The following is a 26178-nucleotide window of genomic DNA, read 5'->3' as shown; positions in this document are numbered from 1 at the left end:
ATCAGGCAGGATTTACGGCGGTCGAGGCCTCCTGTGAGGTGTCAGGTTTGATCTTGAACCAGAGGGCGTACATCGCAGGCAGGAACACCAATGTCAGCACAGTGCCAGCAAACGTACCTCCGATCAGGGTGTAGGCCAGCGTTCCCCAAAACACCGAATGGGTCAGCGGGATGAACGCCAGCATCGCCGCGAGCGCCGTGAGAATGACGGGCCTGGCTCGCTGCACAGTGGCTTCGACCACTGCGTCATAAGGGGACAGGCCGGCCTGCTTATTGGCGTGAATCTGACCGATGAGAATCAGCGTGTTACGCATCAAAATTCCCGACAGCGCAATCAGCCCCACCAACGCGTTGATCCCGAAGGGTTGCTGGAACAGCAGAAGCATCGGCACCACGCCAATCAGTCCCAGAGGCGCCGTGGCGAACACCATCATCATTGCCGACATCGAACGCACCTGAAGAATGATGGTGAGCAACGTCAGCGCGATCATGATGGGGAACAACGGCAGCAACGCCTTGTTCGCTTTGCCCGACTCCTCAATCGCCCCTGCCAATTCAATCCGATAGCCCTTAGGCAACTGTTCAATAAGCGGTTGCAGTTGCTTCATCACGGCGCTGGAAACATCTGGAGGCTGAAGCCCTTCAGCCACATCACCACGTACGGTGATGGTTGGCGTTCGGTCACGACGCCGCAGGATGGGCTCTTCCATTCGGATATCCACCGTCCCGATCTGAGACAACGACACCCGTTGGCCCTGCGCTCCGGTCAATGTGAAGGCATCGATTTTCGAGGGATCCAAACGAGTGTCACCGGCAGAGCGTGCAACCACCTGGACTGAGCGAATGTCCTCGCGCACCTGGGTCACTGGCGCTCCGGTCAGCAGAAACTGAAGCTGCTGAGCAACATCTGCGGAGGTCAAACCGAATGCCTGCAGACGATCCTGATTCAGCGTCAGGTGGAGTGCCGGCGCACGCTCGCCCATGTCCGTATTGACGGTTCTCATCATGGGGCTGGCTTTCATGACCTCACGCACCTGGCCGGCGATATCGCGTAGCACTGTCAGGTCCGGCCCCATGACGCGAAAGGCCACCGGGTAAGGCGAGTAAGGACCGAATACCAACTGGGTCGCACGTACGCGTGCTTGAGGGGCCAGGCCATCAGCAACGGCTTGCCTCAGCCGGATCTTGAGAGCCTCACGCTCTTCCTGATTTGCCGTTAGCACAACGATTTTTGCAAAAGAAGGATCGGGCAACTCTGGCGCCATCGCCAAGTAGAACCGTGGAGCGCCCTGACCAATGTAGGCGGTGACTATCCGTGCTTCCGGCTGTTGCGCAAACCAAGCCTCGACTTCGGATGCCGCTGCATCAGTTTGCTCGATGGACGTGCCATAAGGCATCTGAACCTCAACGAGCACCTCGGGGCGGTCTGATGTTGGGAAAAATTGCTTCTTCACCACGCCCATGCCGAGAATAGCGACAATGAACAAACCAACCACTGAGATCGCTACAAGCCCTTTACGGCGAATTACCACGCCCAGCACGCGCCTGAAACGCAAGTAATTGGGCGTGCCGTAAATCGCGGTATGGCCGCCTTCAGGCACCTTGATCTGCGGCAGCAGTTTCACCCCCAGGTAAGGTGTGAACACCACTGCCACCACCCAGGATGTGATCAGCGCAATGCCGACGATCCAGAACATGTTGGCTGTGTACTCACCTGCTGTTGATTTGGCGAAGCCATTAGGCATAAAGCCGATTGCAGTGACCAACGTGCCCGACAACATAGGAGCTGCAGTGTGACTCCAGGCATAGGCGGAAGCTTTGATGCGGTCATAACCCTCCTCCATTTTCACCACCATCATTTCAATGGCAATGATCGCATCGTCCACCAGTAGCCCCAGCGCCAGAATCAGCGACCCTAGCGTTATACGGTCAAAGTCTTTACCTGTTGCGGCCATGACAATGAAAACTGCCGCCAGGGTCAGCGGCACCGCCGCAGCGACGACGATGCCGACACGCCAGCCCATGCTGAGAAAACACACCAGCAGAACCACGCCCAGCGCAGCGAAAAACTTGATCATGAATTCGGTGACGGATGCATCTATGTTCACCGCCTGATCGGTGACCTTGCTCAATGTCATGCCTAGCGGCAATTGCTCATTGATCGACGTTGTCTCGGCTTCAAGCGCCTTACCTAAATCGAGACCGTTCCAGCCGTCGCGCATCACAATACCGAGCAGCAACGCGGGCTCGCCATTGTTGCGCACCATAAACGTGGTGGGGTCCTCGTAACCGCGCTTGACCTCGGCCACATCGGATAATTTGAGGGTCCTACCCTGCACGGCCAGCGGCGTGTCGCGAATCTTCTGGAGATCATCAAACGCGCCATCAAACCGGATGAACACCTGTGGGCCCTTCGCCTCAACTGAACCGGCCGGCGTCATCATGTTTTGCGCGCTCAACGCGCTAAATATGTCTCGAGCGGAAATACCCAGCGTCGCCAGACGCTCGTATGACAACTCGACATAAATGCGCTCGGACTGCTCACCAATGATATTGACCTTCTTCACGCCCGCCACGTGCAGCAGGCGCTGGCGCAAGGACTCGGCCTCGCGCACCAGCAATCGCTGCGGCTCGCCCTTGGCCTTGAGCGCATAAAGGGCAAAGGTGACATCGGCATATTCGTCGTTGACGATCGGGCCGATGACTCCAGGCGGCAAACCCGCCTCTTCATCACGGAGCTTCTTGCGAGCCTGGTAAAACTCCTCGGGAACAGCAGAAGGTGGCGTGCTATCGAGCAAATAGACGGTGGTGAGTGCCACTCCCGGACGAGTGAAGGTCTCAGTCCGGTCATACCAACGCAGTTCCTGCATGCGTTTTTCCAGCTTTTCAACCACCTGATCCTGCATCTCCTGAGCCGTCGCACCAGGCCATACCGTTACCACCGTCATTTGTTTGATGGTGAAGGCAGGATCTTCCGCCCGCCCTAGTTTGAAGAAGGCGTACAGCCCACCTATGGATATCAACAAGATCAAAAACAGCGTGATCGAACGCTCACGCACTGCCAGTGCGGACAGGTTGAACCCGGTCATCGGCGCACCTCAGCCACTGCTGCCTGAGCGTTGCCCGCCACCTGAGGCCTGACCTGCTCACCCTCGCTTAAAAGGTGAGCGCCCAACGCGACAATACGATCATTGATATTGAGATTACCTGTCACACGTGCAGTTTCTGCGTTACTCAAACCGAGGAACTTTACGGGGCGCCAGGTCACCTGCTCAGGTTCTCCGCCCACGACCCATACACCCGGACCTTTACCCGCGTCGTAGAGAGAAGCGACGGGCACCTGGACTTCACTATCGATGGCAGTTGGCGTGCCGCCTATGGCAACCGAAATGGTCGACCCCAGCGCGGCATTGGCAAGTGCGCCTTCCAGCACGTAACGCGCCTCAAATGTGCGAGTCAACCTGTCAGCCGAATCGGACAGTTGGCGCAGATGCGCCTTCCCTTCGTGCCGGTCCAGCCCATAAAGCTGCACTGTCGCCGACGATCCCAGTGCAGGACGTAGCGTTTCAGGCAATTGAATGACTGCCTCACGCTGCCCGGAATGGGCGACACGCACCACCACCTGGCCCGCGCCTACTACCTGCCCCGGCTCCACCAAAGTGTCTACAACAACGCCGTCGGAATCGGCCAGCAAGGTTGAATAACCGGTGGAGTTTTTCGCCACATCAGCCTGGGCTTTGGCCGCATTCAGTTGAGCTTTGGCCGAGTCGGCAGCCGCTTTGATCCCTGCGTAAGCCGAGGCAGATACAGCACCGATAGACACCAGATCACGGTATCGCCGCTCGTCATCAGTAGCTTGTCGGGATCGAGCCATTGCCGCCAGCACTGCTTCCTGCTGCGCTCGCGCTGTCAGCATCAGATCGTTCGCATCAATTCGCATAAGTGGCTGTCCGCGTTTGACGCTCTGGCCGGTGTCCACGAGGCGCTCCGTCACCTTTCCGGGCACTCGAAAACCAAGGTCACTCTGAACCCGAGCCGCAACGACGCCGGTATATACGCGGGTTTCAGGCACAGAAGGCTGAACCAGACCGATGCGCACCAAGGGCACCTGAAGACGAGGATCAGGAGGCGGCCCCTCGCTGCATGCAGCCATGGCAAACGGCAATAGACCGATGAAGATAAATGAATGGGAGCGGCGCTGGACCATAGAGACCTCTTGGAAGCAGATACGCCATGCTTATTCAAGTGACCAATTATGTCAATGGTCACGACATGAACAAATGAAAGCCGCCTGATGACCAAGGTGAGATCAGCAGAGTCGGCCTTAAGTTACGGATGCAAAGATAAATGTGGAGGTACGCAAGATCTGCCAGCCAGAACCTTTTTAAGGCATCAGGCTGCGCAGAATGAGGTTGGAGATGAGCCCGGGTGCCTCTTCAACGACGTCGAGGTTGTACTGCAACAGCAAAGGATTGATGTAGGGACGTAAAGCGAGATGAATCGATTCCACCGTCTCATCCAATGGTGTCTTGCGCTCAAACTCTCCAAGTTCACGCCCCTCTCGCACAATTTGCTGTACGAAGTGTTTGATTCGCACGTCATAGACCTGCGAGCTGGGCCAGCTCTCCGAAGCAGCGAACGCCGCTATGTCATACAACTTTCGATCATTAAAAAATAGGTCAATCCCCTTGGTTATCAGGGTTTTGACCAATCGCCGAAAGCGCTCCGTGGGTGAGATACCCTCGGCATTGATCGCTTCCTCCACCGCCGCAATGATTTGCGACAGGCAATTGCTGCAAATTGCCTCACCAATCGCCTGCTTGGAGTCGAAGAACTTGTAGATATAAGCCTTGGAAAAACCGATCGCTTTCGCAAGGTCGGAGACTGTTGTCTTGCTGTAACCGTATTGACTGAAATGTTCATTGGCCGCCGCGACAATCTGGTCGCGGATGTCGTGTTCGGCTGGACCGCGGGTGCTGGACGAGGAAACGGATAATGGGTTCATGCGATCAGCTTACGCACCCGCAGGACAGTTGACAACTCATGACCAAATCGTAATATGGTCACAAATCTAGCATTTCCAAGGTGTCACATGCACCCTTTCCGTTTTGCCGTTTTGCTAAGTTTCGGTATGGTCACGGGTTGCTCGGTGGGCCCTGACTATTCAGTGCCCAAAGTAGAACTGCCCGAGCATTTTTTGGCGCTTACACCTACAACACGAACAGTTGACGCAGCCCCCTGGGATCTCACCGTCTGGTGGAACGCTTTCAATGACCCCGTTCTCAGTCAGTTAATCAATCGAGCCCTTGAACAGAACCTCGATTTAGCTCAGGCAACAGCCAGGATCGAACAGGCTCGCGCAGGCTTGGGGGCAGCTAACGCAGCTCTTTTGCCGTCGGCTACAGTCAGCGGCCAAGCGGCTAGAGCGCGACAGTCCTTGGAGACACCGCTGGGCCAAGTGCTGAATTCAGATCCATCCTATAACCGCTACGGCAGTGCTTATGAGGCTAATCTCAATGCTGGCTGGGAACTGGATGTATTTGGAGGATTACGCCGAGGCAAAGAAGCAGCCGTCGCCGACTATCAGGCTTCCCAAGCTGCAGCGGTTGCCACACGTCTAGCAGTGGTAGCGCAGACTGCTGACCTTTACATCAGCATCCGCGGCCTGCAAGCACGCCTGGCAATTGCAAGAAAGCAAGTAGAGACGCGACAACACCTGCTCTCCACCATCGAACATCTCTATGCCAAAGGACTGGCTGCTGAACTACAGTTGAATCAGACTCAAGGATCGCTGAACCAAGCGCAAGCAACTGTCCCTGTACTGCAGGCTGGCCTTGATTCGGCGATGAACGCTCTGGATGTCATGTTGGGTAAACCACCGGGTACTTACACTGCGCAGTTGACTCAATCGACACGCATCCCGGACATACCAAAATTCGCCAGCCTGGGCTCTCCAGCCGACCTGCTGCGTCGGCGTCCAGACTTGATCGTCGCAGAGCGCCGACTTGCGGCATCGAACGCTCGCATCGGCGAAGCCATTTCCGAGTACTACCCAAAGTTTTCTATGGGAGCGCTGCTAGGTAGCGCTACGTCGGTCTCCAGCGGAAATCTTTTCACCAACGATGCCAGTCAGGCATCGGCGGTATTGGGATTACGCTGGAGGCTGTTCGACTTTGGCCGCATCAACGCTCAGATTGACTTGGCCAAGGGGCAAGAAGCCGAAGCGTTAGCCGCCTATCGCCAATCGGTGCTGCGGGCCTCCGAGGATGTCGAAACCGCTTTTTCGGCACTGATCAACCGCGAGCAGCAATATAAAAATCTTGCACAGGGTGAGGCTGCTTATGCAAAAGCCCGACGTACATCGTTTACCGCCTATGAGAAAGGCGTGGTGAGCTTGATCGAAGTATTGGATGCCGATGAGAACTTGTTAGCTGCATCTGATGGTAGGGCACAAGCACAAACGGAATCGGCTCGCGCTGCGGTGGCTACATTCAAAGCCTTGGGTGGCGGCTGGCAACGCGAGGCAACATTTCCCAATCCTGATCCCTTGCCCCCCGCCATCTAATCTGCAAGCGGCCCAGCACAGATGTGTATCTGACCGGTGGCTTTCGGGTTGATTACAACCCTTCAAGATGGACACCAATCAGCCAGAAGCCCCCGCACAGATTTATCGAGGTCAGTGCGACTCACGCGGGGCCACCAGAAGGCCCTTCTGATCATTTAGAGCGGCCCGCAAATTTCTGAATCAGATGAGTCGAGCCAGAGACGATGAGTAAATCGCCCGGCAGGATCAGGGTGCCAGGCGTGGCATGCTGGAAGTCTTCGTTGGCGCGCTTGAGCCCTACAACCGTTACGCCATATTTTTCACGAATATTGGCGTCGGCAAGTGTGTTGTTTTGAGTCGGCAATGGGGCGTGAATTTTGGCGATTGCAAAGCCGTCATCAAACTCGATGAAATCAATCATCCGCCCGGTAATGAGGTGCGCGACACGCTCCCCCATATCCGCCTCCGGGTAGACAACGTGATGGGCGCCAATACGCTGGGCAAGATGTCCATGTTCGGCAGTCAGTGCTTTGACCCAGATATCCGGGATGCCCAGTTCGGTCAACGCCATGATGGTCATCAGGCTGGCCGCCAGGTCGGTACCGATCCCCACGATGGCATGGGCAAAGTCGGCAACGCCCAGTTGGCGCAAGACCATGAGGTTGGTGGAGTCGGCCTGGACTGTGTGAGTCAAGAGATCAGCCCTGTCATGGACAGGCTCAGCATTCCTGTCGATGCCCATGACGTCATGGCCCAACCGCATCAACGATTGGGCCACAGAGCTGCCGAAGCGGCCCAGGCCGATCACCACAACGCTATCGCCTTTGGAAAAAGAAAACTGCTCCGTAAACAGAAACTTAGCCAACAATTGGATCCCAAGGCGCAGCACTACCTTCGGCGTGGGATATCGGGAGCATCAGAAGCGCGCTGCCGACGAGTATTGCTGCCAGAAAAACCAAAGCGACAGCTCTGGCTGGATGAAGCAATGATTTCATTTAATGGTCGCCAGCAAGGTCGGGAGGCATGGGCGAGGGCTTACGCGCATCGAGGGCCGATTCTCAAAACAGGAACATCGGTAGCTCACAGGCACGGTAAATTCAGCCGTATTCCAGAATATAACCCTGCATGCCGGACGCGAACCCGGGAGCAAGAGGCTCTTTTCTGCGAGAGCCGAGCCAGGTACCGGATGCTACCCCAGATTCAATATCTACATGTATTGCACGGCTGACTGCGGGGCGAAAATTTACTATTTTTTTACGCGCCGCCGATCCCTGTGTATCGAAGCTTTATGCCAATCACTCAAGAAAGGTGATAGCCATGTGGGAGGCCCGGGGACAGGTGGGAAAACGCGGTGTCTAGTCCTGAAATAGGTTTACACCTATTTCACCCCAACGCGCGTTTGCACTCGATCTAACAACCAATCGCATCAAAGCTGACCAGCTTGCTTCGTATCCATGATCAGCAGTGAACTGCGCATAGCTGCCGGTGACGACAGGCAGCTATCGACCGATTCTGTTGGAAAAGTCGGTCCTTCCAGACTGCCTGCATACTGACCGCTGAAAAGCCTTTTGCGCACCGCTACGCGAAATCTGAGCCATCAAGAATACTCATCGCTTCCTTTGCGTGGCGAAGGTGTCTCAGTGCGCCGGACGAGGCTACGCGGTCACCCTTTTGTCCCTTCCTGGCTTAGGCGAGGTAATCGGCGTTTGCTTTCGGCCCTGGCTGGGTAAAACGTTTTAAAGCAGGTTTGACAGGCAAAACCGGAACGAAAATCGCGCTCCTACACAATTTTTGTGCGTCTGCTGAATGCCGGGCGCTGGCAGATTTTACGTAGCGACGCAGACTTCAAAACGGTGCCTTGAGCAAACGCGGCTAGGCGCGTTCACGCCGCTATAGTCGACTCTATTGCCGACCGTACTTCCAGGAGCCTTTTCCCAGTGTCTGACATGCCGACCAACTTCGCTTACACAAAACGCTTCAACGCCGTACTCGCCTACATTGATGCCCATCTCGAAGGTGACCTGTCGGTGAAGACGTTGAGCCATGTGGCGAACTTTTCGGCGTTTCACTTCCATCGACAATTCACCGCGTTCGTAGGAGTGCCTGTCTCACGTTATGTGCAACTGATGCGGCTACGACGCGCGGCACATCGCTTGGCCGCCCCCGCTGATCACTCGGTACTGGATGCCGCACTCGGTGCCGGCTTTGAAAGTCCCGAGGCATTTTGCAGGGCGTTCAGGCGGGCGTTCGGTATGACGCCGAGTGCGTTCAGGAAGGAACCGAACTGGCAGGTCTGGAATGCGGTATTCGCAATCCCTCACTTTTCCAGGACTATCATCATGCAAGTACGAATCGTGCAATTCCCTGAAGTCAGGGTAGCAACGCTTGAGCACTGCGGGCCAGCCGGGCTCGTCAATGAGAGCGTGCGCAAGTTCATCGAGTGGCGTATGCAGAGCGGACAGTCGCCGGTGGCATCGAGTCGCACCTTTGGCATTCCCTATGGCAACCCCGATACGACACCTCCACAAGCATTCCGCTTCGCCATTTGCGGCGAGATTCACGAGGCCGTGGCGCCGAATGGGTTCGGCGTGCACGAGATCGTCATTCCTGGCGGTCGCTGCGTCGTGGTGCGACACGCGGGGTCACCGGATCACATTGGCGAAACGATCTATCCGATTTACCGTGATTGGCTTCCCGCCAGTGGAGAGGAACTTCGTGACCAGCCGCTGTTCTTTCATTACCTGAGCGTCTATCCCGAGACACCGCAGGATCAATGGCAAACTGATGTGTATGTTCCGCTGCAATAGCGAAGCTTTTGGCCCTGAGCTGATGTTGACGAGTGTCCGCTCAGGGGTGTGGATTGCAGTCTTTGTTCTCTATTTATGGCGTTGCTGACAAAGAGTAGATACTTTGATGAGCCCGGTCAGCGGGGTTCTCACTCAAATATCAAAACAAGGAAGTGCAATGGGCGTCCCGCTCCCCCTCTGGCTCATTCTCACAGCCGTGACCGCTTATGTTGCGAGTACACGCGGGCGATCAGGGCCAAGATGGTTTGCAATCGGGCTTTTCGTTCCCGGCGTAGCCCTGATCGCCGTGTTGTTAATGCCACGGTTGGCAAAGACCGGTGTTGACGCTCTAGTGCACGAAGATCTGCGCCCCTGCCCTGCCTGCACCCAAGCCATCAAAGCTGCAGCCTCACGATGTAAGCGCTGCGGAGCCGAAGTGGAGCCTATCGCCCTGAGAAATCGCAGCGGCTGGGTAGCACGCATTACTGCCCATACCGATGAGGAATTTGAACGGATAGCTGCACAGATGACGCTAATCGACATACCAACAATTCTCGATGAAGCGCCCCACGTTTTCGCAGGCCCGTTTGAAGAAAAGGCCGAGGCACAAAACATGCTCAGATACCTGAAGTCCGACCATGGCCTGGATGGACTGGTGACGTGGCGGTCAGTGACTAGGTAACAAGACACTCCCATCATCGCGCCTGGCTGTCTGCATACTTGGCTTACATGGATTCCATCTGGTTCGCAGACAGGTCTGCTAGCATCCGCTTTTTGTATATTTCTGAGCTACCAGCAGATTCAACCGGTCGAAGCAACACAAGGAGTTCCATGGAAATGCTGATGGAGGTTGTGTTCGGCGTCATCTGCTACCGAGTCGGATATTGGGTACTCAGGGCGATAACGCTGGGCCGGTTCACCGGAAAAAGCAGCTATTGGTTTGCAGTGGTCTGCACCGTAGGCGCATTGGTGTTGCTATCCCCTGTCATCACAATCATTGCATGGAAGTTGATGGAGAGCGCCAAGTAAGCACTGACCTGACTATCGTCCTTTTTCGGACAGAAGCGGGAAAAAGGTACTTTGGGTCGCAAGCTGACCTTCTTGACCGGCAGAAAACGGCCAGAAGCGGACGATCGTGCTCAGCCGTTTATCTTAGTTATTTGCGAGGCGGTACAGTGCTTGGGCATGAGATGTCGTCAACCCGGCACGTTGCAGATTTCGATGACTTTGGGAGCTGGCCAGCGCGGTCGCGGCGATCAAGTGGCAGCCATGCTTCTTCGCTTGCTCAATTCGATGAGATATCAGTGCTCCATGGTAGCCAAGGCCCCGGGCATCCTTTCGGGTGGCAGCTGTTCCAAGGTAGGCAATGCCATTACTGGCCAAATACATTGAGGCTCCTGCCACGACTTCCCCATCAGCTTTCAGGACGCAGATTTTCAGACGTCCGCTCGACGTCTGCTCTTCGAAGGATGCTTGATTCAACAATCGGTACTCCGGTTTGGTATGAAAACCGTCCGCATGCACGTCTGCGAACTGAGCAAGAGTTTTTGACGTGACTTCCTCAATTTCGAATGAGTGGCGACTCAAGACTACCTTCTCGATGGCACACGCGGATTGCAAGTGAGTCCAGCCCCTCAAACGCTCAAGCTGCGCTTCGCCCACAAGTGAGTACTGCCCCAACGCGGAAGGTTTCCCGATTAGGGGAGTTACGACCGAATGTTCCGCTGAATCTTTGAGCAACTTCAACACTGCCTTGGGATCACCTGCGCTGTCGCCGTAGATGCGGTTGAACATTGGGCTAGGTGATGCGTTCACCTGAAAACACGGAAAGTCTCCATTGGAAAAAACACATGCGCCATAAGGATTTCCGCTTACCCCTGCTAGGTTCTGAACACGCGAACGCAAATACTCGCTTTCTGCGGCCTCAATCTGATGTGCCAGTTCAACATCCATGTAAGTCGTCCTTTTTTTAAGATTTCCAAGGGAAGTAAAGCGCATCGAACAATACGCTTGCGTCCAAGTACGTACCAGTAGCTGGCTCTGCTTCACTGTCAGCTTTGGGTCGAAAGCAGGCATCCGACACCCGACTTCAATATGCTAGATTCACCGCTCGATTGGCACGACAAGGAATGTTCGTTCATGAAATTTGGTTACATGATCATCTACGTCCCGGACGTTGCTGCTTCACTTCAGTTCTTTTCATCAGCCTTCGGGCTCAGCATTCGATTCCTCCATGAATCCGCCACCTATGGCGAACTTGAAACAGGAGAAACTGTACTGGCATTCGCCGCCGATGAACTGGCCGCGATGAACTTCAGTACCGGCCATGTTTCGGCGCACTCGTCCGCCAAACCGCTAGGAGTCGAAGTAGGACTGGTGACCGAGGACGTTCCAGCGGCTCATGCCAGAGCGCTGCAAGCATGCGCTACTGAAATTTCCACCCCAAGCACCAAGCCCTGGGGGCAAACCATTTCCTACGTTCGATGCCCTGACGGGACGCTGGTAGAACTCTGCACACCAATGATGCATAAGCCAGGTGCTACCCATGACTGAAGCAGAAATCCTGTCTTGGCTTTTTTCCAACGATTGGCCTAAGGCTGATGAACTGACCAGCTACGCAATAAGTCATCACGGATATGTGGGGGATGATGGCTACTATGGAATGAGATTTTGTTCCGATCTCGATGAGTTTGAGCGAGAGGTTGAAGGGGCGTTCATCCCTGAAGGTTTTGTGGAAATAATGTTCTGGGACGGTGACCACAAAGAAATTCAAATTCCCGAAAACAACTACATCTTCGGCTTAAAAAAACACCTTTTGAAACAGGGCTATTGGCGTCTTGCTGCCGATCTTGACAGTGCATATCCAGCTGCTCAAACAAAAATGTCGCTTCTCCCATGAGCCAGGCTTAAGCCGGTTGTCTGCCGGTCGCTGATTGGCGCGAGATCACCAGTCGAATTTTAACTTGGACTGAGAGCGAAGGGCTGCCTTCGGCCAAAAGCGGCCCTTGTGCGAACGATAAGTCCAGCATTTTCCGCATTAACTAAAGTTCGGCTCGGTCAACACGTTGCGCCCTGACTGGCGCAATCGCATGCGAAAAAGATAGTCACGAAGATTTGATGCTTTTTTCAGCCATTGCGCACTTTCGGGCACGCGTTCCAAATAATCGAGCATAGGCGTCAGGATGGCGTCCGCCATGCTGTAGTCCGCCCCGCAGAAAAATTGCTGCCCGCCCAAATGCGTCTCCAGCAGCCCAAGTGTTTGGGTAGCCATTGGCTCGGCGGTAGCCACAGCTTCTCTATCGATAGGGCGTGACGGTTGCGCAGGTGAAACCAGCAATAAAAGATAACGACGTATCAGTCGATCATCGGCATACATCGCCAAGGCAGCGGACCACTGTTCGACCTTTACCCTCTGGGCCAAGTCTGCGGGTCTTAGAGAAGTGTGCGCAAAGGCTTCATCCAGGTAGCGGCAAATGGTGGTTGTTTCGATTACGCTCCGCTCTCCATGCAGCAATACCGGGACCTTGCCAAAAGGATGCAGTGCCTTGTGTTCAGGGCTGTGGAGCGTGATCGTTTTACCATCCACGTGCATCCCGTGTGTGTAATCGAGCGCTTTCTCTTCGCAGTAAAGTCTGACACTACGTACGAAGGTACTAAATCCAGGTCCCAGTATGTGCAATCTCATGTGTAGCTCCTTGAGGGGGAAGAGTCGGCAATTCTGGTCGGTATGACTTTATGTTCAAGAACATAAAGTCCCGTTTTGTCATACTCCATCTCACGCTTTACTGAGGAGAAGACGTATGCCCTGGCCTGCTACACAGCGCGCAACCACTCGACAGATGATTCTGGATAGCGCATCGCGACTCTTCGCACTGGAAGGTTTCGAAAAAGTCAGTATCGACTCAATTATGGAGAGTGCGGGATTGACCCGGGGGGCCTTCTATAGTCACTTCGCATCCAAAACGGAGCTTTACACCGAAGCTATTAGAAATGCCGCGAACGCGGGGGGCGCGATACTGGAAGAGGCTGGTAAAGACGGTTTGCAGCAGGTGGTGAAAGACTATCTCCGCATGGACCATCGGGATGCAAGCCGCATGCACTGTCCGTTAGCCTTCATGGTCAATGATGCTGCTCAGCAGGACGGAGCCATCCAGGAGAGCTACACCCAAGTGCTCGCAGCTTTCATCACACGTCTAGAGTCCGGACTGAAATCGACGACAGAGACGGATACACGCCAGCATGCTCTGCAAATTGCCGTAGGGATGATTGGGGGCTTGGCACTAGCTCGAGCTGTGGCCGATGACCAATTGGCGCAGGAAATTCTCACAGCCTGTCAACAGGGATGTTTGGAGCTCGTTGAGCTATGACATGCCTTAGCAAGCAACGAAACGGCCGCATTGGGTCGCACGCGACCCCACGTCAGAGGCAAAAATCGGCCAAAAACGGTCATTCAGATGTGTCTATGGAGCCAGGGTCGATACAGGTGGAGTTGACCTCTACTCAAGGCACTCCGAGCAGGAGGGCAATTGATTTACCTACATCTGACCACCTCACGCACCACGTTTGAGGAGTCTGGAGCTGGATCTGCGACGTCTTTGGTGGGTCGGTACCCAATGAAAATGTTGATAGTGTCGCGACCCACAACCTTACGGCCCGTAAATATCAAGGGACAACTCAATACCTCGACGTGACAACGCGTCAAGGCTTGTAACCGACAGTGATAAACCCTGGTTGTCGTTGCTCATGAACAGACCGCAGAACAGGTCTACTTTAAACCGCGCACCTATTCGCGCCCACACGCTGAGGTCGGGCGTAAGCTTGCTGAGTAGCTCAGCGATTTGACCATCTAGATCCTCTGGGCTCGACTCCGTCGCCTCTAGCCTCCAGCCCCCCGTTTTGGCTTCAAAATCCGAGCCTGCTTTGATCGGTAGGCCTTTGGTTTGAGCGCTCGTAGGCGGACATCCAAGCAAATTCGTCAACTCATCAGGATTTAGGTCGTCACCGAACATACGAAGTGTCGCCTTGGAGCGTCCTATTGGGCCCATAGTTCTCTCTCAAAAACTTGATTTTAGCAGTTCGTCTCCATCCCTGTTTTCACTGACCGCTATCAGCCATAAAGCGGTCATTCAGACTTCGCCGATTACCGCCAGAAACCGCCATCGATGCCCAAGGATCTACAGACTTACCCGTAGCCAGAGCAAAGAGTGAGATGTAACTGCTATACCTTCACCTGCTGCGTTCCAGCATAGTAAGAGGGTAAATGAACATGGGCTTCCTTGGAGACACCTACCAGCAAATCATCACATGGCGCCGGCTCAGCGATTCGGCGGCAGTGAGATACGTCTGCTTTTTGAATTTCCAAACCTCACTGTACACCGTACAAAGCGCTGATTTTTTTAACCTGCCATTGGACACCTCTAATCAAACCTTCCTTGATAGTCAGTTGATTGAGCTATTTATCGAGGTTTCGCCGCGCGATCGGAGTGATGGATATCGGAGCTTGACGGAAGCTATGGACGCTCACGATGCAGCTTTCTGAAGGTACTCAGCTTATGGCTACCGACCGGGCCGAGAGTAACAAGACTAATTGAAGGGACGGTCTGCCCGGGCGAGTGCTCGCGTTTCGGGATCGGCGTCGAATGCACACTCTGCAAGCACCCAGGCCGGAGCGATGTTCGTGTCGGTCAACGCCTTCACTGCCCGCTTTCGGCAGGTCGAACACGGCGAAAACTCATATACGTAGAGGAGACAGTCGAGCGCCTCTTGGCCAGGATGCGCTTCGCACAAGTTCAAGAGTTGTCCGACGAAATGGTGCGTTTTGTCAGCATCATAAAGCTGTGTTAGGTGCTTCGTGCACAATGAAAAATCGCCCTCAAAAAAATTGTTCACCAGCAACGCGACACCGTTTGGGACGTTGCCATCAGCGATCAATCGCTTAGCCACATCTCGCAGTTCTCCGTGCGTTTTAGGTGCAAAAGCCTCTACTGCCGCCCACTGAACTTGTTGGTCGGCATGGTCAATCCAGCGGAGTAATCGACTTTCGAATCGAGGAACGCCGGTTTTTGCAAAGCATCTGAACAGTCGTTTGACTTGTTCCGACTCCTCCGACGCAAGCAGGGCTGCGAATACTATGTCGCATTGCTCGTTAGTGGCTTGTGTGCCCCATCTTCTGAGCCAATAACATTGTTCTATGGGGTTCTTTTTGACATACGCCACGACCTCATTGCCATCAAATAACATTGGTTGAAAGCGGGTAGAAGAACCGCTGAGGCTATCGTGCGTCTCGCGTATCCCCACGAGATAGCTCGCAATATCGGAATCAACTGCGGCCTTACGCTCCAATGCGGCAAGCCCTCCTTCAATCCCTGTGGAGGCATCAAATTGTTTGATCGGATAGTCATCAACCCAGAAATCCGGATCAGCCTGCAACCATTGCCCCATCTGCCTGACGACATATATCAAGCCATCCACGCCGCCGAGTGCGATGATTTCCTCAGCGCCAATTACGCTAGCGGTACCCGGAAAGAGCGCGAGGGAAGAATACAAAAGACGTCTCGCGTCTTCTGATCCTGAAGCAGCCAGTTCTTTCAGGATCGCACTGCGCTGATCACTGTCGCGTTGATTCTCGGGCGGTGGCGTGTTCTCTAGCGCCTTGATTGCCTGCACCACCTTTGCGTTCAGCTTCGCGCGATCAACAATCGAAAACAGCCATGGAGCCCGATCTACCTCCAGCTGAGGATCATAGGAAACGCATGTTAGGCACGCTTCGATGATTATCTCTTCCAGCCCATTCGATCCATGACTTTCGACGTGATAGATAGCGCGCCCATGACCTGTCCTGAGAGCCGCGGCGAATGCGGCTTTGGCAAGGGGCAGAACCGGCTGTTTTATTCGCATAAGGCGTCCAATGTTGGATCATCAAGCCTGTGAACGTTGCGGTATTTCTTCGCCTCGCACCATAACTATAGCAATCGTGAGGCCGCCGCAATTATGAACTGTAGGGTAACTGGCGTCGTTAATTGGCCAGTTTTAGCCGATTGATCCCCGGCAAGCTGCGATGGAGGCGCGAACGTCAGCTATGGGCCCAGGCTGTGTGAAAACGCATGCTCCGTTTTGAAGTCTGCGTTGCTACGTAAAATCTGCCCGCGTTTGGTTAATCAGCAGACCGGAAATTTGCGTAGGAGCGCGATTTTCGTTCCGGTCCTGACTGTCAAACCTGCTCTAAAACGTTTTCACACAGCCTCGGTCGGTTGCTGCCCTTCGCAACAGGTAGCCATCGGACCCAAAAAGCAGACTGTAGACAGGTAACCGCTGACGTCTCTACGCTCGTCGACCTAGTGACAGCACAGCGCTAAAAAGGAGCAGTTATGTTGGTAGTTACCATTGATCGAGATAGCGTTCATGCGGGGGATGATATGGGAAGCCACGCGACGTCGATCACGCTCGATCCATCAGCAACGCTGCGTTCCTTAATCGAAGTGATACAAGGTATGGGCTACCTACCTGGTATCAATGGAGGCAAGGCTACTTGGATTATTTGTTCGTCTGGCAAACCAATAGGTGTTTTAGCGCAACAATGGTCAGAACCTAAATTGACTGCGCCCCCCGCGAGCATCGTGGATCAGTATTTCGGAAATACCGAACCTCGCCTTCTGTTCAGATATTGGGGCCAAGCAGATCCAGATCAGGTCTTTTCGCATATCGAGGCCGGAAATGAGCCGCCATCACTGTTTTAGGATTGGCGGGTGGCATTCCTATCGATGAATGCAGTTCAGATGACTGCTATCCAAGCTTAATGCTTTCGCTGCAAAGATGTATGAGATGAAACTGCATTGCCTTGCCAAGACCATCCAAGGAATGTCATTCCAGTAGCGGGACCAGGCGCGGCTCAATCGAGCACGTAAGCACCTCGAGTAGAGCCAGCGTCACCGGTAGTTTGAAGCGCCGCCGGCCAGCGCTACCTGGGTTGAGGTATAGCCGTTCGCCGCGCCATTCTATGCGTGGCTTATGCGAATGGCCGGTGATCACCAGCCTTATGTCTGCATCAAGCACGGCAGGGACATCTGCAATGTCATGAACCAGCAAGGTCTGCCAGCCATTCAGGTCGAAACATAGTCGGTCGGCGAGATTTTCTGCCCAAGGGGCGTCCAGATCATTGTTCCCGCGCACTACGTGCAGCGGGGCAATGGACGCCAGTTGATCAAGTATTTCGAGCTTGCCGATGTCGCCGGCGTGAATGATCCGTTCACAACCCTCCAAGGCAGCAAGGGCTTCGGCGCGCAGTAAGCCATGGGTATCGGAGATCACGCCAACTTTCATGCAACGCTCCAGACCGGTCTCAAGTATGGGAACTCACCAGAACCAAAGCAGCCGACTGAATACCTGAAAGCAGCTGCATTTACCGGGCTTACAAGATGAGCATTATGGTCGGCCCGCTCTTCTGCGGGTCATATGGATGAGTGCTGATCTACGACTATCCAGAGAAGATCGCTCTTCAACAGCAAAGGGCAAGAAGCCCAGTTTTGGATAAAGCAGCAAGCCTGCTGTGTTTTCATTGAAACACGAGATCTGTACTTCGGTGGCGTCATAGCGATTGAACGCCAGAGCTGTCATCGTCTCCACGATGAAGGTCGCCACACCTTTACCTCGTGCCTCTTGGGCAACGATGACATTGCCGATACAGCAAACCCCACCCGTTTCAGCCCGATAAAAGTTAGCAAAGCCGACGACGCTATTCCCGCACTCGACAATCGTCGAGTCGAATCGTTGAGTAATAGCGTTAGAAAGCTGAGCTTCAGTCAGAGGGTATTGAGCTTTCGGAAACATATAAAACAGTTCCCGAGCGTCAAGAGGAAAGCTACAGATAGTTTTGATGTCATCAGCCTTCACTGGCCTGTGCTGCAATATCATCGCGCGTCCTTGAGGTCTTTGATTACCGTTACCAAGCGGGATTGGAGCGTGTCCTGCCCCAATCCCGCCCTTCTTATTTCTGGCCACCCGACAATGGTGGGGTTCGAGGCGGGATCAATCGTTTCGTCCCCGTCGACTCAAATGCTAAAGCCAAGCGAAGCAGCGTCGAATCGTCATAGGCACGCCCAGCAAATGTCAGCCCGACGGGCATGCCGATGTCCGGCATGACGCCCATCGGCACCGTGACCGTGGGAACACCCAAGTGGCGGATGGCGAGGTTGCCGTTGGCGACCCAGACACCGTTACTCCACGCGATGTCCGCAGACTTCGGATCGACATCGGCATTCGCCGGCCCCACGTCGGCTACCGTAGGGAAGATCACTGCGTCGAGCCCCAATCGATCCATCCAGTCTTCAAGATCGATTCGACGGGTCTGCTCAAGGCCGCGTAGTCCGTCCGGCACCGTGGTGATCTGGTCCCAAGGGGTGATGCCGCGCTCGGCCATTCGCACATACTCGTCCATGCCCGCGGCAAGGTCGCCCTCACGGTTGGGCAGCGTCCCCGGGTCGTGCGGGAAAATCAGCGGCCCGTTCACATCGACCAGGCGATTGAGTTTTGGATCGCCATTGGCCTGCAGAAAATCGTCGAACGCCCAGGCCGTCAGATCCCACAACTCATGGTGAAGGAACTCTTTGGAAACCAGGCCGCGGTTGAACACTGTCGGTGCACCAGGACGATCGCCCTCGCAATTGGAGACCAGCGGGAAATCGACCTCGATCACTTCGGCACCAAAGGCTTCGAGTGCCTTGCGAGCCTCTTCCCAGAGCCCGATAACCGAGGGACGGGTATTGATTCTCTGGCCCGTCGGACCACCGATACCAGGCGCATCGCTGGTGCCTGCCTCGGGATCCGCGTTGATGTACATACGTGGAACGCCGAAGCGCTTTCCGGCGAGGGCATCGGTATTTGCGGCAAGCGACCTATAGGAAGCGGGACGCACCGAGGCGACACTCGGAATGGGCACCCAAGGTTGCATCCGCCACAGATCGCCTCGTGTGTCGGGATCGTCCGCCACCACCACGTCGAGCACTTCGAGCAGGTCGGCCATGGTTCTGGCAAACGGCACGACAACGTCCATGGTCGGCGTCAACGGCCAGTTCCCGCGCACCGAGATCACTCCGCGCGAAGGCGTATAGGCACACAAGCCATTGTTCGACGCCGGGCCACGTCCGCTCGACCAGGTTTCTTCAGCGAGGCCGAACGCCGCGAAACTGGCGGCGGTTGCAGTACCGGCCCCGTTTGATGAACCCGATGCGAAGGGGGCGGTGAGATAGTCAGCGTTGTACGGGCTCTCCGCACGACCGTAGACCCCGCGCTGCATGCCGCCGTTGGCCATGGGCGGCATATTGGTTTTGCCCAGGCAAATCGCGCCGGCGGCGCGAAGCCGTTCGATGGTGAACGCATCGCGATAAGCAATCAGGTTCGCGAAGGCGGGACTTCCAGAGGCTGCGGTAAGCCCCTTCACCAGATAACTGTCTTTGGCCGTATAAGGGATGCCATCGAGCGGCCCCAGCGCTTCGCCCTTGGCCCGACGGGCATCGGACGCCTGCGCTTCCTTGAGCGCATCGGGGTTGCGAACCACCACTGCGTTGAGGGCGGTGGGCGTGTCGGCACCGTCGTAGGCATCGATCCTGGCGAGATAGGCCTGGACCAACTCAACCGCCGTCGTCTGGCCCGATTCGAGCGCAGCACGCAGTTGGGCAATGGAAACCTCGGTGACCTCAATCATGCTGTTACCGCCGGCTGCTGAAGGGTGACTGGATCTTGGGCTCAAAGACATCACTTATCTCAAAATGGGTTTTTGTATCGATTCTCGTTGCACTGCATTACGCGACAGGGTCGGGACTTCCTGCGTCGAACTCCACATCTGATGCGAGTTCCGGGTACTCCATTTTCATGTCCGCAAGGCATTCTTGCATGAGCCTCGCATCATCCGGTAAACGTCTGGACAAAGTATCCCACCCTGAGATTTTCAGTTGCGTGGGCATTTGGACAAGCCCTGTTATTGCGTCCCGGAAAGCATCCCAATTACAGCCCTACCAGCCGGGGAAGCCGAGCGCATCGCTCAAGGTCGAATAGAGTTCGCCAGAACTCGTCACCGTACTTAAGTCGATTTTTACAACATCTAAGCGGGTCATCGTCAGTGCCTCGAAAATTGCTCACTAGTGAGAAGGATAACTGAAGTCCGCGTCTGCCACGCAGCCTTGACTCTGTCCCGTGGGACAGAGTTTATGGTTGCCCGCTATGAAAAAGGGTACTGGGTCCAGCGAGGGGTGATTTCAATGCGTCAGTTATGTCTGGTTACAGGGGCGAATGGGCACTTGGGAAACACCTTGGTCAGAGCGTTGCTCGATCAAGGTTACCGAGTCCGGGCCGGCGTTCGCGACATGAACAATACGGCCCCTTTCGATGGGCTGGATTGCGAAATGGTCTATGCCGAACTGTTGGACGAATCCGCCATGCTTGAGGCATTGCAAGGGGTTGACGTGTTGTTCCAGGTCGCCGCCGTGTTCAAGCACTGGGCAAGAAATCCGCAAGCCGAGATTATCGAACCTAACGTAGGGGGCACTCGCAGCGTTTTGCAGGCCGCGTCGAAAGCCGGGGTCAAACGCGTGGTTTATGTCAGTTCCGTTGCGGCAATCGGGCAGAACGGACATGCACTCGATGAAGATCATTGGAATGACGAAGACGAGAATGCCTATTACAAATCCAAGATATTGTCGGAAAAAATGGCGTGGCGCACAGCTCAAGCCTTGAACCTTTGGATGGTCTCGGTCTTACCCTCGGCAATGATCGGTCCTAATGCCGCGAACCTGACGGATACCATGAGGTTTCTTGATTCGGTCAGACAGCGGCAAGTACCTCTGGACCCGAGGTTTCATTTCAATTTTGTCGATGTCCGGGATGTCGCCCAGGGAATGATTCAAGCAGCAGAAAAAGGCAGGCCGGGGCAGCGCTATATTCTGGCGAATGAGCAGTCCTCTTCACTCACCGAAGTCATTGATGCAGCGAATGTAGTTTCACCCGGCTATCGTACTCCCCCGGCGGCCCCCAAGTGGCTTCTGCTCACTGTGGCCTGGGCACTGGAGGTTTGGGCACGGCTAACTGGCCAACCTGCCCGGATGTTGCTCAGCCAGGTCAGGATGTTCCACGACGTTCAACAGAACTACAGCATATTAAAGGCCAGAACCGAATTGGGCTTTAATCCTCGATCACCAGAAACCGCCCTGCAGTCGGCTTTTATCTATCTGAGCAAGCGCTCGATTCTTCCCTATGAAACGTTGCCGTTGCGCCAGATTCAAAAAGCGAATTGATCTCGCTTTTGAGTTCGCCAAGGTGAATGTCCAAGGCCCGAAATTCAGCTATTTTTTCGTTGATTTGTTGACGTTTGAGGTCGATAGCCTCGTTCGCCAGCGCCAAGGGAAAGGCATTCAGTTTGTTCTTGGCCGAGATCAAGGGAGTCATCTCGGCGAGCTTGAATCCGGCAACCTGTGCTTGGCGGATAAGGTGTACGAGTCGGAGGTGATGCGCGGTATAGACGCGATATCGACCATGGCGGTCGGGCTCCGGGATCAATCCCATCTGTTCATAAAGTCGAATGGCTTTCGGTGTACAGCCAGTCAGCCGGGCGAGTCTTCCAATGAACATTAGCAATCCTTTTTTAGAAAAACGGGGGCAAGGGCGAGGTCAAAACCACTCATCCACCGACTACGCATCCTGAAGCCGCTCACGCAGAAACTCGATAAACCGCTGGGTTTTCGCCGGTAACAGCCGCGTCTCGGTGAGGGCGTAAACCGAGACGGGTGAAGCCTGCCACTGCGGCAAGACTCTGCGCAGTGTGCCATCGGCGAGGTCTTGCGCAACGATACCTTCCCCCAATAACGCAATACCCAGATCCAGCGTCGCCAGACGTCGAATCATTCCCACGCTATTGAGTTCGAATCGACCGCCAACCTCAACCTCCACCTCCCCTTCACTGCCGGAGAGTATCCAGCGGTCGGCGCGCGTGCCGCGCATACGCAGGCATTCGTGGCTGGTCAGGTCCGTGGGATGAATCGGATCACCGTGCAGTTCGAGATAACGGGGTGAGGCATACAGGCCGCGGCGCAAACTGGCGAGCTTACGGGCGATCAGGTTCGAACTCGCGGGCTCGCCCATGCGAATGACCACATCAACCGGCTCACTCACCAGATCGACCTGACGCGGGGTCAGATCAAACTCGAAGCTAATACCCGGATACAACCGGGCAAACTCCGCGATCAGCGGTGCCAGGTAGATATTGGCGAAATCCACCGGGAGCGAGGCCCGGAGTACACCGCTGGGTCGGGCAAGCATTTCGCCGAGCTGCTCGTGCGCAAGCCGGGCTTCGTCGACGATGCGTTTGCAGCGATCGAAGTACAACTGCCCCGCTTCGGTCAGCTCGATTTTGCGCGTGGTGCGATGCAAAAGCCTTAGCCCGATTTCCTTCTCGAGGCCACTTATCCGGCGCGACAGCGTCGAGTTCGGCATCCCCATCGCCTCCGCCGCCCGACGGAAACTGCGCGCCTTCACGACTTCGACGAACAACGCCATGTCGTTGAGAAACTCCAATGTCATTGCTCCATCAGTGGATCAGTCAATTCAGTTTTACCCGGTTTATCCCGGATTCGGATTGATCAATGATAGCCACATCATTTACCGAGGAGTACCGCAATGCATTCGCTTTTTTCTCAAGTCCAGATCGGGCGCCTTACACTGTCCAACCGCATGGTCATGGCCCCGATGACTCGCTCGCGTTCTGATGATTCCGGGGTGCCTACCGAACTGGTACCGACCTACTACGCGCAGCGCGCCGGTGCTGGGTTGATCATCTCTGAAGGGGTGTTCCCTGTGGCCTTGGGCAAAGGTTATGTGCGTACTCCCGGTATCGAAACCGCTGAGCAAGTGGCCGCCTGGAAGCAGGTGTCCGAAGCCGTACATGCTCGCGGCGGACGGATCTTCATGCAGCTGATGCACTGCGGACGCATATCGCACCCTTCGCTGTTGTCTGACGGCGCCCTGCCACAGGCCCCCTCCGCGATCAAACCCACCGGCCAGACCTGGACAGCCTCAGGCCTTCAGGACTTCGTCACCCCACATACGCTGAGCGTGGTCGAGATTGCCGCGGTCATCGAGGGCTACCGTCAGGCCGCACGCTTGGCCATTGAGGCCGGCTTCGACGGTGTCGAGCTGCATGCCGCTTCGGGGTATCTGCCTGAACAGTTCCTCTCGACGAGCAGCAATCAGCGCACGGATGAGTACGGTGGATCGGTTGAAAATCGTGCTCGCTTTGTACTGGAAGTGTTGAATGCCATAGCGACGGAAATTGGCAGTGATCGTGTTGGCATCAAGCTCTCCCCTGAAATGAACTTCAACGACATCGTCGATGCCAACCCGCAAGAAACCTACACCTGGCTGGTCGAGCAATTGCGCGGGTTGAATCTCGCCTATCTGCACGTTGCCCTGTTCGGCGCCAGCGTCGACTACCACGCCTTGTTGCGCCCGCTGTTCGATGGCAGCTACCTGATCGGTGGCGGGCTCGACCAAAACGCCGCCCAATCCCTGCTCACTAAGGGCCAGGCCGACGCGGTGGTGTTTGGCAACGCATTCCTCGCCAACCCAGACCTGCCTGAGCGTTTTCGCACAGGCGCCGAGCTTAATGTGCCGGACAAAGACACGTTCTACGCACCGGGCGCTCAGGGGTATATCGATTACCCAGCCATGAGCCCGGCTCAAAGCGCCTGAGGAAACTGCGCTTCCCATGCATGCGGCTCACTGAGGCCATTCAGCGCAGAACCTGTGGGAGCGGGCTTGCTCGCGAAGAGGGAGTGTCAGCCAACATTAATGTTGCCTGGCACACCGCTTTCGCGAGCAAGCCCGCTCCCACAGGGATTGTGTTTGACTGACTGTTGTCGTCTACATCTCAACCTGCGTGCCCAGCTCTATCACACGATTGAGCGGCAACTTGAAGTATTTGAGGTTGCTGTTGGCGTTCTTCAGCAAGAACGCGAACAGGCTTTCGCGCCAACGGGCCATGCCGATACGCTTGGTCGGGATGACAGTCTCCCGGCTGAGGAAATACGTGGTGCGCATCGGACTGAAATCCAGCTCTTTCAAATGGCAAAGGCTCAACGCCAGAGGTACGTCGGGCTCCTCGATAAAACCAAAGTGCAGACTTACTCGAAAGAACCCTTCACCATAAGCCTCGACCTCGAATCGTTGATCCGCAGCCACACGCGGACTGTCTTCAGACACCACGGTAAGCAACACCACCTGCTCGTGCAGAACCTGGTTATGCAACAGGTTATGCAAGAGGGCATGCGGGACAGCATCAGCCCTGGCCGTCAGAAATACCGCGGTACCCTGCACACGATGGGGTGGTTGCGAGCCGATGCTGCTGATGAACAACGGCAGCGGTAGCGAGGTTTCGTCCAATCGCTCGACAATGATCTTTCGGCCCCGTTTCCAGGTGGTCATCAATATGAACAGGGCAATACCGGCAATCACCGGGAACGCACCGCCCTGGAAGATCTTCGGTGCGTTGGCGGCGAAGTACAGGCTGTCCACTATGAGAAAACCCAACAGCATCGGAATAGCCAACCAACGAGGTGTTTTCCACAGCAGCAATACAACGGCCGAGGACAGAATGGTGGTAATCAGCATGGTCCCCGTCACCGCCACGCCATAAGCCGCCGCCAGCGCACTGGACGATTCAAAGCCGATGACCAGCAACACAACGCCGACCATCAGCGCCCAGTTCACCATGCCGATATAAATCTGCCCCTGCTCCTGACTGGAGGTGTGCTGGATAAACATACGAGGTACGTAGCCCAGCTGAATGGCCTGGCGAGTCAGTGAGAACGCGCCGGAAATCACCGCTTGGGAGGCGATGATGGTGGCCAGTGTCGAGAGCGCAACCATCGGCAGCAGCGCCCAGTCAGGTGCCAATAGATAGAACGGATTACGTACCGCTTCAGGGTTCCCGAGGATCAGCGCGCCCTGGCCAAAGTAGTTGAGTACCAGGCCGGGGAGTACCAGGATGAACCAGGCACGAGCAATGGGTTTGCGACCAAAATGGCCCATATCGGCATACAGTGCTTCAGCACCGGTCAATGCCAACACGACGGCGCCCAGGATGGCGACGCCAATGCCCGGATGTACCACGAAAAATTGCACCGCCCACGCAGGATTCAGCGCTTGCAGAACTTCCGGTCGTTGCAAGATGCCGTAAATGCCGAGTGCACCCAACACCACAAACCACAGCACCATGACCGGGCCGAACAGGATGCCGATACGAGCCGTGCCATGTTTCTGTATCAGGAACAGTGCTACCAGGACGACCACGGACAGCGGAACCACCCAATGCTCAATGCCATCGAACGCAAGCTGTAGCCCTTCAACCGCAGAGAGCACCGAGATGGCCGGGGTGATCATGCTATCGCCGTAAAAAAGTGCCGCGCCAAACAGGCCAAGCAATACCAGGACCCTGCTCATTTTGGGATACGGCGCAGCGGCCCGACGTGCCAGTGCCGTCAAGGCCATGATGCCCCCTTCGCCCTGGTTGTCGGCACGAAGGATAAACAGCACGTACTTGATCGAGACGACCCAGATCAATGACCAGAAGATCAACGACAGAATACCCAGTACACCGTCGTGATTGGCCTGGACTCCGTAGTGACCGGCGAACACTTCTTTGAGGGTGTAAAGAGGACTGGTGCCGATATCCCCATAAACCACGCCCACCGCGGCGACAAGTAAACCCACTCCCGAGGTTCTGGAATGGGATTCTTCATGGGCAGGGATTGCTGTTTCGCTCATGGGTCGCTTCTCGAAAATTGAGGAAAAGAGGGTTTGCGGGGGC

General features: G+C 55.4%; 24 protein-coding genes and 1 pseudogene. 10 read left to right on the top strand and 15 right to left on the bottom strand.

Annotation, left to right across the window (positions count from 1 at the left end; all coding sequences use genetic code 11):
• Position 1: 1 nt before the first annotated feature.
• The 3 genes from AB7M29_RS16020 to AB7M29_RS16010 form a co-directional block, all read right to left on the bottom strand.
• Complete coding sequence (locus AB7M29_RS16020) at positions 2–3088, bottom strand: efflux RND transporter permease subunit (protein ID WP_454247268.1); 3087 nt, start codon at positions 3086–3088, stop codon at positions 2–4.
• Complete coding sequence (locus tag AB7M29_RS16015) at positions 3085–4206, bottom strand: efflux RND transporter periplasmic adaptor subunit (RefSeq protein WP_454247267.1); 1122 nt, start codon at positions 4204–4206, stop codon at positions 3085–3087. Before AB7M29_RS16015 ends, AB7M29_RS16020 begins: the two co-directional genes overlap by 4 nt.
• Before the next feature lie 177 nt (positions 4207–4383).
• Positions 4384–5004, bottom strand: coding sequence for a TetR/AcrR family transcriptional regulator (locus tag AB7M29_RS16010; RefSeq protein WP_052962992.1), 621 nt, complete (start codon positions 5002–5004; stop codon positions 4384–4386).
• Positions 5005–5091: 87 nt separating this feature from the next.
• Here AB7M29_RS16010 and AB7M29_RS16005 point away from each other — a divergent pair, with 87 nt between their 5' ends.
• Positions 5092–6564 carry an efflux transporter outer membrane subunit gene (locus AB7M29_RS16005; protein ID WP_454247266.1) on the top strand — a complete coding sequence of 491 codons (1473 nt, stop codon included), beginning with the start codon at positions 5092–5094 and terminating at the stop codon, positions 6562–6564.
• Positions 6565–6715: 151 nt separating this feature from the next.
• Here the strand turns inward: AB7M29_RS16005 and AB7M29_RS16000 are convergent, their stop codons facing one another.
• Positions 6716–7411, bottom strand: a complete 696-nt coding sequence (locus AB7M29_RS16000; protein WP_454247265.1) for a potassium channel family protein — start codon at positions 7409–7411, stop codon at positions 6716–6718.
• 1069 nt (positions 7412–8480) lie between these two features.
• Here AB7M29_RS16000 and AB7M29_RS15995 point away from each other — a divergent pair.
• Both AB7M29_RS15995 and AB7M29_RS15990 read left to right on the top strand, forming a co-directional pair.
• Positions 8481–9350 carry an AraC family transcriptional regulator gene (locus tag AB7M29_RS15995; protein WP_217854569.1) on the top strand — a complete coding sequence of 290 codons (870 nt, stop codon included), beginning with the start codon at positions 8481–8483 and terminating at the stop codon, positions 9348–9350.
• An 810-nt stretch (positions 9351–10160) separates the two neighbouring features.
• A complete protein-coding gene (locus AB7M29_RS15990; protein ID WP_217854568.1) occupies positions 10161–10358 on the top strand; it encodes a hypothetical protein in 198 nt (65 codons plus the stop codon).
• A gap of 123 nt (positions 10359–10481) precedes the next feature.
• Here the strand turns inward: AB7M29_RS15990 and AB7M29_RS15985 are convergent, their stop codons facing one another.
• Positions 10482–11282: a GNAT family N-acetyltransferase gene (locus AB7M29_RS15985; RefSeq protein ID WP_454247264.1), complete on the bottom strand. Its 801-nt coding sequence runs from the start codon at positions 11280–11282 to the stop codon at positions 10482–10484.
• A gap of 186 nt (positions 11283–11468) precedes the next feature.
• Here AB7M29_RS15985 and AB7M29_RS15980 point away from each other — a divergent pair, with 186 nt between their 5' ends.
• Both AB7M29_RS15980 and AB7M29_RS15975 read left to right on the top strand, forming a co-directional pair.
• Entirely contained in the window at positions 11469–11882 is a 414-nt protein-coding gene (locus AB7M29_RS15980; RefSeq protein ID WP_454247263.1) for a VOC family protein, read from the top strand.
• Positions 11875–12228: a hypothetical protein gene (locus AB7M29_RS15975; protein ID WP_454247262.1), complete on the top strand. Its 354-nt coding sequence runs from the start codon at positions 11875–11877 to the stop codon at positions 12226–12228. Before AB7M29_RS15980 ends, AB7M29_RS15975 begins: the two co-directional genes overlap by 8 nt.
• A 138-nt stretch (positions 12229–12366) precedes the next feature.
• Here the strand turns inward: AB7M29_RS15975 and AB7M29_RS15970 are convergent, their stop codons facing one another.
• On the bottom strand, positions 12367–13014 hold the full coding sequence (locus AB7M29_RS15970; protein ID WP_454247261.1) for a glutathione S-transferase family protein: 648 nt from the start codon (positions 13012–13014) through the stop codon (positions 12367–12369).
• A gap of 115 nt (positions 13015–13129) precedes the next feature.
• On the opposite strand from AB7M29_RS15970, the gene AB7M29_RS15965 reads away from it, so the two are divergent.
• On the top strand, positions 13130–13696 hold the full coding sequence (locus tag AB7M29_RS15965; protein ID WP_454247260.1) for a TetR/AcrR family transcriptional regulator: 567 nt from the start codon (positions 13130–13132) through the stop codon (positions 13694–13696).
• A 279-nt stretch (positions 13697–13975) separates the two neighbouring features.
• On the opposite strand, the gene AB7M29_RS15960 is transcribed toward AB7M29_RS15965, so the two are convergent.
• Entirely contained in the window at positions 13976–14338 is a 363-nt protein-coding gene (locus AB7M29_RS15960; protein ID WP_454247259.1) for a DUF4279 domain-containing protein, read from the bottom strand.
• Positions 14339–14589: 251 nt separating this feature from the next.
• On the opposite strand from AB7M29_RS15960, the gene AB7M29_RS15955 reads away from it, so the two are divergent.
• Positions 14590–14868: a hypothetical protein gene (locus tag AB7M29_RS15955; RefSeq protein WP_454247258.1), complete on the top strand. Its 279-nt coding sequence runs from the start codon at positions 14590–14592 to the stop codon at positions 14866–14868.
• A 44-nt stretch (positions 14869–14912) separates the two neighbouring features.
• Here the strand turns inward: AB7M29_RS15955 and AB7M29_RS15950 are convergent, their stop codons facing one another.
• On the bottom strand, positions 14913–16226 hold the full coding sequence (locus AB7M29_RS15950) for a hypothetical protein (protein WP_454247257.1): 1314 nt from the start codon (positions 16224–16226) through the stop codon (positions 14913–14915).
• A 470-nt stretch (positions 16227–16696) separates the two neighbouring features.
• Between AB7M29_RS15950 and AB7M29_RS15945 the strand changes: the two genes are divergently transcribed.
• Positions 16697–17065 carry a hypothetical protein gene (locus AB7M29_RS15945; protein WP_454247256.1) on the top strand — a complete coding sequence of 123 codons (369 nt, stop codon included), beginning with the start codon at positions 16697–16699 and terminating at the stop codon, positions 17063–17065.
• Between the two features lie 124 nt (positions 17066–17189).
• On the opposite strand, the gene AB7M29_RS15940 is transcribed toward AB7M29_RS15945, so the two are convergent.
• The 4 genes and pseudogenes from AB7M29_RS15940 to AB7M29_RS15925 form a co-directional block, all read right to left on the bottom strand.
• Positions 17190–17648 carry a metallophosphoesterase family protein gene (locus AB7M29_RS15940; protein WP_454247255.1) on the bottom strand — a complete coding sequence of 153 codons (459 nt, stop codon included), beginning with the start codon at positions 17646–17648 and terminating at the stop codon, positions 17190–17192.
• A 102-nt stretch (positions 17649–17750) separates the two neighbouring features.
• Positions 17751–18239: a GNAT family N-acetyltransferase gene (locus AB7M29_RS15935; protein WP_454247254.1), complete on the bottom strand. Its 489-nt coding sequence runs from the start codon at positions 18237–18239 to the stop codon at positions 17751–17753.
• 73 nt (positions 18240–18312) lie between these two features.
• Complete coding sequence (locus AB7M29_RS15930; protein WP_454247253.1) at positions 18313–20028, bottom strand: amidase; 1716 nt, start codon at positions 20026–20028, stop codon at positions 18313–18315.
• 97 nt (positions 20029–20125) lie between these two features.
• Positions 20126–20437: pseudogene (locus AB7M29_RS15925) on the bottom strand (barstar family protein).
• A gap of 144 nt (positions 20438–20581) precedes the next feature.
• Between AB7M29_RS15925 and AB7M29_RS15920 the strand changes: the two are divergent.
• A complete protein-coding gene (locus AB7M29_RS15920) occupies positions 20582–21613 on the top strand; it encodes an NAD-dependent epimerase/dehydratase family protein (protein ID WP_454248716.1) in 1032 nt (343 codons plus the stop codon).
• Here the strand turns inward: AB7M29_RS15920 and AB7M29_RS15915 are convergent.
• Entirely contained in the window at positions 21540–21947 is a 408-nt protein-coding gene (locus tag AB7M29_RS15915) for a MerR family transcriptional regulator (protein WP_454247252.1), read from the bottom strand. The genes AB7M29_RS15920 and AB7M29_RS15915 overlap by 74 nt on opposite strands.
• Positions 21948–22007: 60 nt before the next feature.
• The gene (locus tag AB7M29_RS15910; protein WP_454248715.1) at positions 22008–22889 is read right to left on the bottom strand and encodes a LysR family transcriptional regulator; all 882 of its coding nucleotides are present in this window, start codon (positions 22887–22889) and stop codon (positions 22008–22010) included.
• A 102-nt stretch (positions 22890–22991) separates the two neighbouring features.
• On the opposite strand from AB7M29_RS15910, the gene AB7M29_RS15905 reads away from it, so the two are divergent.
• On the top strand, positions 22992–24062 hold the full coding sequence (locus AB7M29_RS15905; protein WP_454247251.1) for an alkene reductase: 1071 nt from the start codon (positions 22992–22994) through the stop codon (positions 24060–24062).
• A 171-nt stretch (positions 24063–24233) separates the two neighbouring features.
• On the opposite strand, the gene AB7M29_RS15900 is transcribed toward AB7M29_RS15905, so the two are convergent.
• Entirely contained in the window at positions 24234–26135 is a 1902-nt protein-coding gene (locus AB7M29_RS15900; protein ID WP_454247250.1) for a potassium transporter Kup, read from the bottom strand.
• Positions 26136–26178: the final 43 nt, after the last annotated feature.

Source organism: Pseudomonas sp. F-14 TE3623, assembly GCF_053629015.1.
This window is presented reverse-complemented; position numbering and strand designations above follow the sequence as displayed.

Excerpts from the sequence above, each read along its gene's own strand:
- AB7M29_RS16005 (WP_454247266.1), top strand. The coding sequence starts at position 5,092 with ATGCACCCTTTCCGTTTTGCCGTTTTGCTAAGTTTCGGTATGGTCACG.
- AB7M29_RS15935 (WP_454247254.1), bottom strand. The coding sequence starts at position 18,239 with ATGATATTGCAGCACAGGCCAGTGAAGGCTGATGACATCAAAACTATC.
- AB7M29_RS15940 (WP_454247255.1), bottom strand. The coding sequence starts at position 17,648 with ATGAAAGTTGGCGTGATCTCCGATACCCATGGCTTACTGCGCGCCGAA.
- AB7M29_RS15960 (WP_454247259.1), bottom strand. The coding sequence starts at position 14,338 with ATGTTCGGTGACGACCTAAATCCTGATGAGTTGACGAATTTGCTTGGA.
- AB7M29_RS15990 (WP_217854568.1), top strand. The coding sequence starts at position 10,161 with ATGGAAATGCTGATGGAGGTTGTGTTCGGCGTCATCTGCTACCGAGTC.
- AB7M29_RS15985 (WP_454247264.1), bottom strand. The coding sequence starts at position 11,282 with ATGGATGTTGAACTGGCACATCAGATTGAGGCCGCAGAAAGCGAGTAT.
- AB7M29_RS15920 (WP_454248716.1), top strand. The coding sequence starts at position 20,582 with ATGCGTCAGTTATGTCTGGTTACAGGGGCGAATGGGCACTTGGGAAAC.
- AB7M29_RS16015 (WP_454247267.1), bottom strand. The coding sequence starts at position 4,206 with ATGGTCCAGCGCCGCTCCCATTCATTTATCTTCATCGGTCTATTGCCG.
- AB7M29_RS15915 (WP_454247252.1), bottom strand. The coding sequence starts at position 21,947 with ATGTTCATTGGAAGACTCGCCCGGCTGACTGGCTGTACACCGAAAGCC.
- AB7M29_RS15950 (WP_454247257.1), bottom strand. The coding sequence starts at position 16,226 with ATGCGAATAAAACAGCCGGTTCTGCCCCTTGCCAAAGCCGCATTCGCC.
- AB7M29_RS15970 (WP_454247261.1), bottom strand. The coding sequence starts at position 13,014 with ATGAGATTGCACATACTGGGACCTGGATTTAGTACCTTCGTACGTAGT.
- AB7M29_RS15945 (WP_454247256.1), top strand. The coding sequence starts at position 16,697 with ATGTTGGTAGTTACCATTGATCGAGATAGCGTTCATGCGGGGGATGAT.
- AB7M29_RS15975 (WP_454247262.1), top strand. The coding sequence starts at position 11,875 with ATGACTGAAGCAGAAATCCTGTCTTGGCTTTTTTCCAACGATTGGCCT.
- AB7M29_RS15930 (WP_454247253.1), bottom strand. The coding sequence starts at position 20,028 with ATGATTGAGGTCACCGAGGTTTCCATTGCCCAACTGCGTGCTGCGCTC.
- AB7M29_RS16020 (WP_454247268.1), bottom strand. The coding sequence starts at position 3,088 with ATGACCGGGTTCAACCTGTCCGCACTGGCAGTGCGTGAGCGTTCGATC.
- AB7M29_RS15955 (WP_454247258.1), top strand. The coding sequence starts at position 14,590 with ATGAACATGGGCTTCCTTGGAGACACCTACCAGCAAATCATCACATGG.
- AB7M29_RS15900 (WP_454247250.1), bottom strand. The coding sequence starts at position 26,135 with ATGAGCGAAACAGCAATCCCTGCCCATGAAGAATCCCATTCCAGAACC.
- AB7M29_RS15905 (WP_454247251.1), top strand. The coding sequence starts at position 22,992 with ATGCATTCGCTTTTTTCTCAAGTCCAGATCGGGCGCCTTACACTGTCC.
- AB7M29_RS15965 (WP_454247260.1), top strand. The coding sequence starts at position 13,130 with ATGCCCTGGCCTGCTACACAGCGCGCAACCACTCGACAGATGATTCTG.
- AB7M29_RS16010 (WP_052962992.1), bottom strand. The coding sequence starts at position 5,004 with ATGAACCCATTATCCGTTTCCTCGTCCAGCACCCGCGGTCCAGCCGAA.
- AB7M29_RS15980 (WP_454247263.1), top strand. The coding sequence starts at position 11,469 with ATGAAATTTGGTTACATGATCATCTACGTCCCGGACGTTGCTGCTTCA.